The organism is Fictibacillus nanhaiensis (assembly GCF_036213205.1).
Classification (GTDB): domain Bacteria; phylum Bacillota; class Bacilli; order Bacillales; family Fictibacillaceae; genus Fictibacillus; species Fictibacillus nanhaiensis_E.
This window is the reverse complement of the sequence record NZ_JARMFC010000004.1, coordinates 84,701-91,200: the sequence shown is the minus strand read 5'-3', so window position 1 is coordinate 91,200 and position 6,500 is coordinate 84,701. Positions and strand designations below refer to the sequence as shown.

At 42.9% G+C, this 6,500-nt stretch carries 7 protein-coding genes, 1 pseudogene and 1 riboswitch; all 8 genes and pseudogenes read right to left on the bottom strand.

Features of this window, described 5'->3' with window-relative positions:
• Positions 1-41: 41 nt before the first annotated feature.
• Positions 42-774, bottom strand: a pseudogene (gene yidC, locus P4V41_RS21620) (membrane protein insertase YidC).
• 29 nt (positions 775-803) lie between these two features.
• On the bottom strand, positions 804-1,085 hold the full coding sequence (locus tag P4V41_RS04435) for a hypothetical protein (RefSeq protein ID WP_328083584.1): 282 nt from the start codon (positions 1,083-1,085) through the stop codon (positions 804-806).
• A 38-nt stretch (positions 1,086-1,123) separates the two neighbouring features.
• Positions 1,124-2,140, bottom strand: a complete 1,017-nt coding sequence (locus P4V41_RS04430; RefSeq protein ID WP_328083583.1) for a MoeB/ThiF family adenylyltransferase — start codon at positions 2,138-2,140, stop codon at positions 1,124-1,126.
• The gene (locus P4V41_RS04425; protein WP_328083582.1) at positions 2,137-2,904 is read right to left on the bottom strand and encodes a thiazole synthase; all 768 of its coding nucleotides are present in this window, start codon (positions 2,902-2,904) and stop codon (positions 2,137-2,139) included. Before P4V41_RS04425 ends, P4V41_RS04430 begins: the two co-directional genes overlap by 4 nt.
• Positions 2,905-2,908: 4 nt before the next feature.
• On the bottom strand, positions 2,909-3,103 hold the full coding sequence (gene thiS / locus P4V41_RS04420; RefSeq protein ID WP_328083591.1) for a sulfur carrier protein ThiS: 195 nt from the start codon (positions 3,101-3,103) through the stop codon (positions 2,909-2,911).
• A gap of 5 nt (positions 3,104-3,108) precedes the next feature.
• The gene (gene thiO, locus P4V41_RS04415; RefSeq protein WP_328083581.1) at positions 3,109-4,176 is read right to left on the bottom strand and encodes a glycine oxidase ThiO; all 1,068 of its coding nucleotides are present in this window, start codon (positions 4,174-4,176) and stop codon (positions 3,109-3,111) included.
• A complete protein-coding gene (tenI, locus tag P4V41_RS04410) occupies positions 4,160-4,780 on the bottom strand; it encodes a thiazole tautomerase TenI (protein ID WP_328083580.1) in 621 nt (206 codons plus the stop codon). The genes thiO and tenI overlap by 17 nt, the downstream gene beginning before the upstream one ends.
• A 70-nt stretch (positions 4,781-4,850) precedes the next feature.
• Positions 4,851-4,957: riboswitch (TPP riboswitch) on the bottom strand.
• A 75-nt stretch (positions 4,958-5,032) separates the two neighbouring features.
• Positions 5,033-6,331, bottom strand: a complete 1,299-nt coding sequence (locus P4V41_RS04405) for a YjiH family protein (RefSeq protein WP_328083579.1) — start codon at positions 6,329-6,331, stop codon at positions 5,033-5,035.
• Positions 6,332-6,500: the final 169 nt, after the last annotated feature.

Here is a 6,500-nt window from a genome sequence, read left to right as displayed (position 1 = left end):
ACAATTGGGGTGCAGTTCATAAAAATCGGGTCGTTTTCTTATTACAAGCTAGCAGACGCTGCATTCTTCTTTCGTTTTTGCAAAACAACATTTTGAATCGTTAAAAATACATTCCCCACCATCCAATAAAGAGGCAGAACGGCCGCTAGCTTCCATGCCGAGAATAGGATGATAATCGGCATCACATAACCCATCATTTTTATTTGCGGATTTGAAGCAGCAAGCTCAGTTGTACTCATTTTATATTGGATGAACGTGGTTAAAGCCGCTAACACCGGGAGCAGATGCAGAGGATCTGCTGTTCCAAGGTTAAACCAAAGAAAGTTATGCAATGCGATTTCTTTCGTTTTAATGATTGCATAATAGAACGCAAACAGAATCGGCATCTGGATCAAAAGGGGCATACACCCCATTGATAGCGGGTTGACCTCATGTTTTTTATAATTGTAATTGCAGTTGAGATTCTCGATCTTTCCCTTTGTGTTTTTCACGAAGCTGTTTGATCTCCGGCTGAATCTCCTTCATCTTTTCCTGATTTTTCGTTTGTTTTAGCGTTAACGGCATGATCAGGAATCGTATCACAATCGTTAAGACGATGATCGCAATGCCATAGCTATCGTTAAACAGATACGCCACATATTGAATGAGCTTTGAAAACGGGTAGATGAAATAATGGTTCCACACACCCGGACTTTCTGCTGTAATCGGTGCGTTATTGCAGCCCGATAATAGAAAAATAGCTAGTAATGAAAGAATGGATACATATTTCTTCAATCGTTGTTCCTCCTTGTTTTAAAAAAAATCTAAGCAAACAAGGAGTAAACGTGTCCTTCTTTATCATCAGGTGTTTCTTTTCTAAACATCGTTCGTGCGATCTCGTCTCGAATGAAGCAATAGTTTTGAACAAGGTGAGTGTCGGTCATCCTCTTCTCAGAACTTAGCCTGTCCTGCTTCACATGGTGATTTGATCTATGAATGACAGAACGACTTACAACCGTAAGCTGTTTAGCAATAATAAACGTTAGTGCAATACTAATCGATAAAACTAAAGCGTCCGTTTGATACAACAGATCAAAAAACTCCATAAATCAAATCACCTCCTATACTTCATTATACAAAATTCTTACCCTATATATCTATGATACAGAGATTTCGCTTCTGCCGTATTCTTCGTTCCATGAACAAGTGCGCGTCCATCTTTAAAAAGAACGAGGCGATGACTGCCACTTTGAAGCTCTAGTAAATAAGGGTTACAGCGAACCTCGCCATGTGGCAGTAATCTTTTCTCCATCTCCTCCAGATCAATTTCAATCGTATGAGCGGGACGGATCTGAACAGTATCCCGTCCGCAAAGAACAGCTGTTTTTAACGCAGCTCCTTTTTCTAAATAAGGATATGTTGGATTAGCCCCGCAAGATGGACAATCTACCTTTTTCGCTTTTCCCATCCCTAATTGAACGTGCTGATTGGTCCACGTATCGAAGGTTACGATTTTACTCCGGACAGATGCATAGTCTTCTACTAAAATCTTTAACGCCTCTGCTGTTTGATAAGCGGTGACCATCTGAACGGCTGGAGAGATAATTCCTGCCGTATCGCATGTTTGACCGTTCGCCGGAATCTTATCGAGCAAACAGTTCAAACACGGTCCATCTCCTGGTAAGATCGTGTAAGAGATGCCATAGCTTCCAACACACGCCCCGTAAATCCACGGAATCTCATATTTCTGAGCTAGGTCGTTAATCAACAAACGCGTTTCAAAATTATCCGTCGCGTCCATGATCAGATCGATGCCAGAGATTAATTCTTCTGCTTCCTCGATCCCCATATCCATCACATGTGCCTGAATTTCGACATCTGAATTAATTTGGTTCAATCTATTTTTTGCAGCGACTACTTTTGGCAGCTGCCTCTTCGCATCTTCTTCAGAATAGAGCTGCTGACGCTGAAGGTTCGTCCAATCCACATAATCGCGATCAACGAGAACGATTCGTTTTACACCTGCACGCGTAAGAGCTTCAGCGCTTCCTGCTCCAAGCGCGCCTGCTCCAACGATCAGCACGCTTTTTGTTCGAATTTTCGCTTGCCCTTCTATACCGATCGGGCTAAATAATTCTTGTCTTGAATAACGTTCATTCACTTCACACTCAACCCTTCTAAAGGACTGCTCGCTGTTGCCGTTTCTTTTCTCGGGATTCTTCCCGCTTCAAACCCTAGCTGTCCCGCTTCTACCGCCATTTTCATCGCGAGGGCCATCTTCACAGGATCCTTAGCACCCGCTACGGCAGTGTTTAACAGCACACCGTCCGCTCCGAGTTCCATCGCGATCATCGCATCACTCGCACTACCGATACCTGCATCAACAATAACCGGGACTTTCGTTTGCTCGATGATGAATTTTAAATAAAGGGGATTGATGATCCCTTGCCCGGAACCGATCGGAGAAGCGGCAGGCATGATTGCATGTGAACCCAGCTCTTCCAATCGTCTAGCGAGTACCACATCATCTGACGTATAAGGAAGCACGATAAATCCTTCTTTTAATAGCTCTTCTGTTGCTGTTAATGTTTCCACTGGATCCGGCAACAGCGTTTTGTCGCATCCGATGACTTCTACTTTTACCATATCACATAATCCCGATGCTTTCGCCAGTTTTGCGATTCGAACCGCTTCTGCCGCCGTTTTCGCACCTGCTGTGTTCGGCAACAATGTGTATTTTTTCAAATCAAGCATCTCTAAAAAGTTTGGCTGACTTTCTTCAAAGATGTTCATTCGACGAACCGCAAACGTCAAAATCTCAGAACCAGAAGCCTCTACCGCTTCTTTTTGTGTTTTAAAGTCCGGGTATTTGCCTGTACCTAAAAGTAATCGAGATGAAAAAGAATAGTGTCCAATGTTTAACATATAATCAACCTCCGCCAACAAATCGAACAAGTTCGATCTTGTCGTTTTCTTTTATTTGCGTTTCACTTTGTTTTTGATTATCGATGATATCTTCGTTCACTTCTGCAATAACAACTTGGTCATGTAAGTTAAGGTGCTTCAGCAGATCTGTGATTGACTCTAATGAGTTTGGCACCATGACCTCTTCTCCATTTATCATAAGTTTCACGAACTATGTACCTCGCTTTCCATATAGTCAGCAATCTTTTTTCCAGTTATGGCGGAAAGCAGAATGCCGTTTCGATAATGCCCCGTCGCAAGAATGAGCCCCTCTTTATGTGGATGACGACCGATATTAGGAATTCCTGATAGCGTTTGCGGCCTTATGCCTCCCCATGCTTTTTCAAAACTAGCACCACTTAATTCAGGAACGATCTGTTTCGCTTTCTCCATCAATTCAAAGAGACCTGAAAATGTAACGTCTTCATCAAAGACGTGTGGTGTACTTGTCGCACCAACAAAAATTCGGTTTTCTCGCTTTGGAACGAGGTAACAGTTTTTGTATTTCACAGTGCCTGTTAATAATGAACGCTTAGTGTTGAAGGAAAGACATTCTCCTTTTACTGGCACCATTTTTAGTGAAGGCTCTATATCCGAACTCCACACCCCACAAGCTACTATGACGGAATCAGCATGAAACGTTTCCTCTGTTGTTACAACACCTGTCACTTTGTTGTTGGATTGGAGAAGTTGAACAACTTTGGTATGCTCTTTTATCTCTGCACCAAGAATTTTTGCAGAATGATAAAAAGCGCGAGTAAGCTTAACCGGTGACACTTGAGCATCTTTTGCAAAATAGAGGGCTCCCGTTACAAGTGGCGACAGCGAGGGTTCTTTTATGAGCAGATTGTTTGCTTCTAGCCAGGAAACTTCTTCACCTTGATCATGACGTTCCGCTGCTTCCCTCTTTAAATCAACCGCTTCTTCCTCTTTAAACGCGAGTTCATAAATTCCCTTCTGGATCAGTTCGATGTCTATTCCACAAATATCGAAGAGCTCCTTTGATAAAAAGCTGAAGGAATCCCGACTTTCTTTGGCCAAGGTATAGAGTGGATGATTCGTCTCAAACTCCATCTCTGCACCGAGCATGCCAGCTGCAGCACTTGACGCCTTGCTCCCAATTGTTTCTTTTTCAAGAAGTAGCACACGTTTGTTTTGTTTACAAAGCTCATAGGCAATGGAACAGCCGATCACGCCGCCTCCAATAATGATGGCATCATACGTTGTGCGCATCCCACACCTCCAATTGTTGTTTGTACAGTCTCACAGCTTGTAGTGGTGATTTTGCTTCTAAAATGCCTGACATCACAGCGATTCCGGCTGCACCTGTTTTCATAACATCTTGTACGTTTTTTGGTGTGATGCCTCCGATTGCGATGACCGGAATTGCGGTTTGATCTACTACATGTTGAAGCTGATCTAACCCTCTTGGCTCAGCATCACGTTTGGAATCTGTCTTAAAAATATGACCATATATGATGAAGTCAGCACCGTTTTGTTCAGCCTCCTGTGCTTCTGAAACAGAATGGACGGAAGAGCCGATCATCATTTCAGGCAGAGCTCTTCGCACTTTTGACACATCTAAACTGTGATGTGTCAGCTGAACACCTTTAACGCCTGAGCAAAGTGCGACATCCACACGATCATTTACGATGATTTTAGAAGAAGGCACACCCGCTTTCTGCAGAAGAACAATAAGTTGACTGAGTTCTTTAGCTGACTTTGTTTTTTCCCGTACATGTAGCATCGTTATATACGGATGAATGCTAGCGGCTATGTTCACCAAAATATCATCATTTTGCCTTCCCGTAGTAATCACATGAAGCTGTTTTTCCACAATAAAAAACCACCTCCTTTATGCAGCAAAGAGGTGGTTTCACAGTTTTTAGAATGTATAGCGAAGTAATCTGATCCACACACCACTTCCCTACGCTGGTTCTAACCAAATCAGGTTCCAAGGGTCTTAAAGTTCACTCTAATCTCAGCCTTAACAAAGGCACCCCTAGTGGTAATGACTATTTAGTTTTATATACTACTATTCTATCGATAAAGGGGTTACATAACAACCTGTAAAAGTAATGTTATCCTTTTATAGTAGTAAATAAGCTAGTGGCGTCGCTATAATCAATGCCAAAACCGTGCGTTGGAACCAGATGAATAGTAGTTTTGGAACACTGATTGGGATTTCTGTTGATAATACACAAGGAATACTAGCTGAGAAAAACAGAATCGAAGCTACCGATACGACGCCGATTACGAATTTCGTGACGAGTGCCGCTTCCACTACTAAAAGTGCAGGCAAGAACATTTCAGCAACACCGATGGAAGCCGCTTTTGCAGCAAGCATGGCATCAGGAAGCTGCAGCGCCCATGTGATCGGATAGAAAACGTAACCCAACCAGTCAAAGACAGGCGTGTATTCTGCTAACAAAAGAGCGATCAAACCAACACTCATAATGGAAGGCAATATACTCATTGCCATCAGAAAACCGTCTTTTAAGTTAGACCAGATATTAGTCAAGAATGCAGGAGCATTCTGAGATGAATCCATCGCGTTTCTCCAAGCTGTTTGCAGGTATTTCTCGTTCACCTCTTCTTCAGGCTGACCTTCCCCACCTGCGTACGTATCATCCATTTTGCTTAACGGACGAATTCTAACGGTGATTGCCGTTACTAAGAAAGTCACCACAAGCGTCGTCCAGAAGTAGGTGTTCCACATCTCCATCAGACCTAGCGTTTTCGCCACAATAATCATGAATGTTGCAGAAACGGTAGAGAAGCCTGTTGCGATTATCGCTGCTTCTTTCACCGTATACTTTCCTTCTTTAAACACTCGATTTGTGATGAGTAGACCGATTGAGTAGCTTCCAACAAATGAAGCGACGGCGTCGACGGCTGATCGGCCCGGCGTTTTCCAGATAGGTCTCATGATTTTTTGCACAAGCACCCCTATGAATTCCATCAGACCATATCCCACAATAAAAGCTAGGAAAACAGCACCGAGTGGAACGAGTAATCCAACAGGAATCACGAGTTTCTCAAATAAGAACGGTCCCATGTTCGGATCGCTTAACCAGCTCGGACCCCATTCAAAGTAAAGTAGGACAGCTGCAACGAGTCCAACAACTTTTAACAAGGAGAAGGTGGTCGTGACTCGGTCTTTGTTCCACGTTTTTTTGTAGAACGGATAAACAGCACCGAGCAATATGACGAGCAACGCATAAAGCGGCACAGCTTCACCCGCCGTATCTCTTACCCACGTTACAAGATGATCGAGCGGAATCGACGACTTTCCTTTTACTGTAATCGGAATGAAGAACATGAAAATACCAACTGCACTAAATAAAAGAAATTTTAAAGAATGAGACCAAGAACTCGCAGTTTTCATTACTTCCAACTCCCTTTCCGTGTGATAAGCCTGCGCTTGTCAGGCTCTCTCTACATCATATCGGGACAAAGTTCGAAATATGACGAGTCGTGCTTGTACTATTTTTATAGATTATCTTCCCTTTTTGTACCTTTATATGTCTGATTTCAACGTGTCTAGGGAATAACAT

Coding starts and splice junctions, on each gene's coding strand:
- P4V41_RS04435 (WP_328083584.1), bottom strand. CDS start 1,085: ATGGAGTTTTTTGATCTGTTGTATCAAACGGACGCTTTAGTTTTATCG.
- P4V41_RS04425 (WP_328083582.1), bottom strand. CDS start 2,904: ATGTTAAACATTGGACACTATTCTTTTTCATCTCGATTACTTTTAGGT.
- thiS (WP_328083591.1), bottom strand. CDS start 3,103: ATGATAAATGGAGAAGAGGTCATGGTGCCAAACTCATTAGAGTCAATC.
- thiO (WP_328083581.1), bottom strand. CDS start 4,176: ATGCGCACAACGTATGATGCCATCATTATTGGAGGCGGCGTGATCGGC.
- P4V41_RS04405 (WP_328083579.1), bottom strand. CDS start 6,331: ATGAAAACTGCGAGTTCTTGGTCTCATTCTTTAAAATTTCTTTTATTT.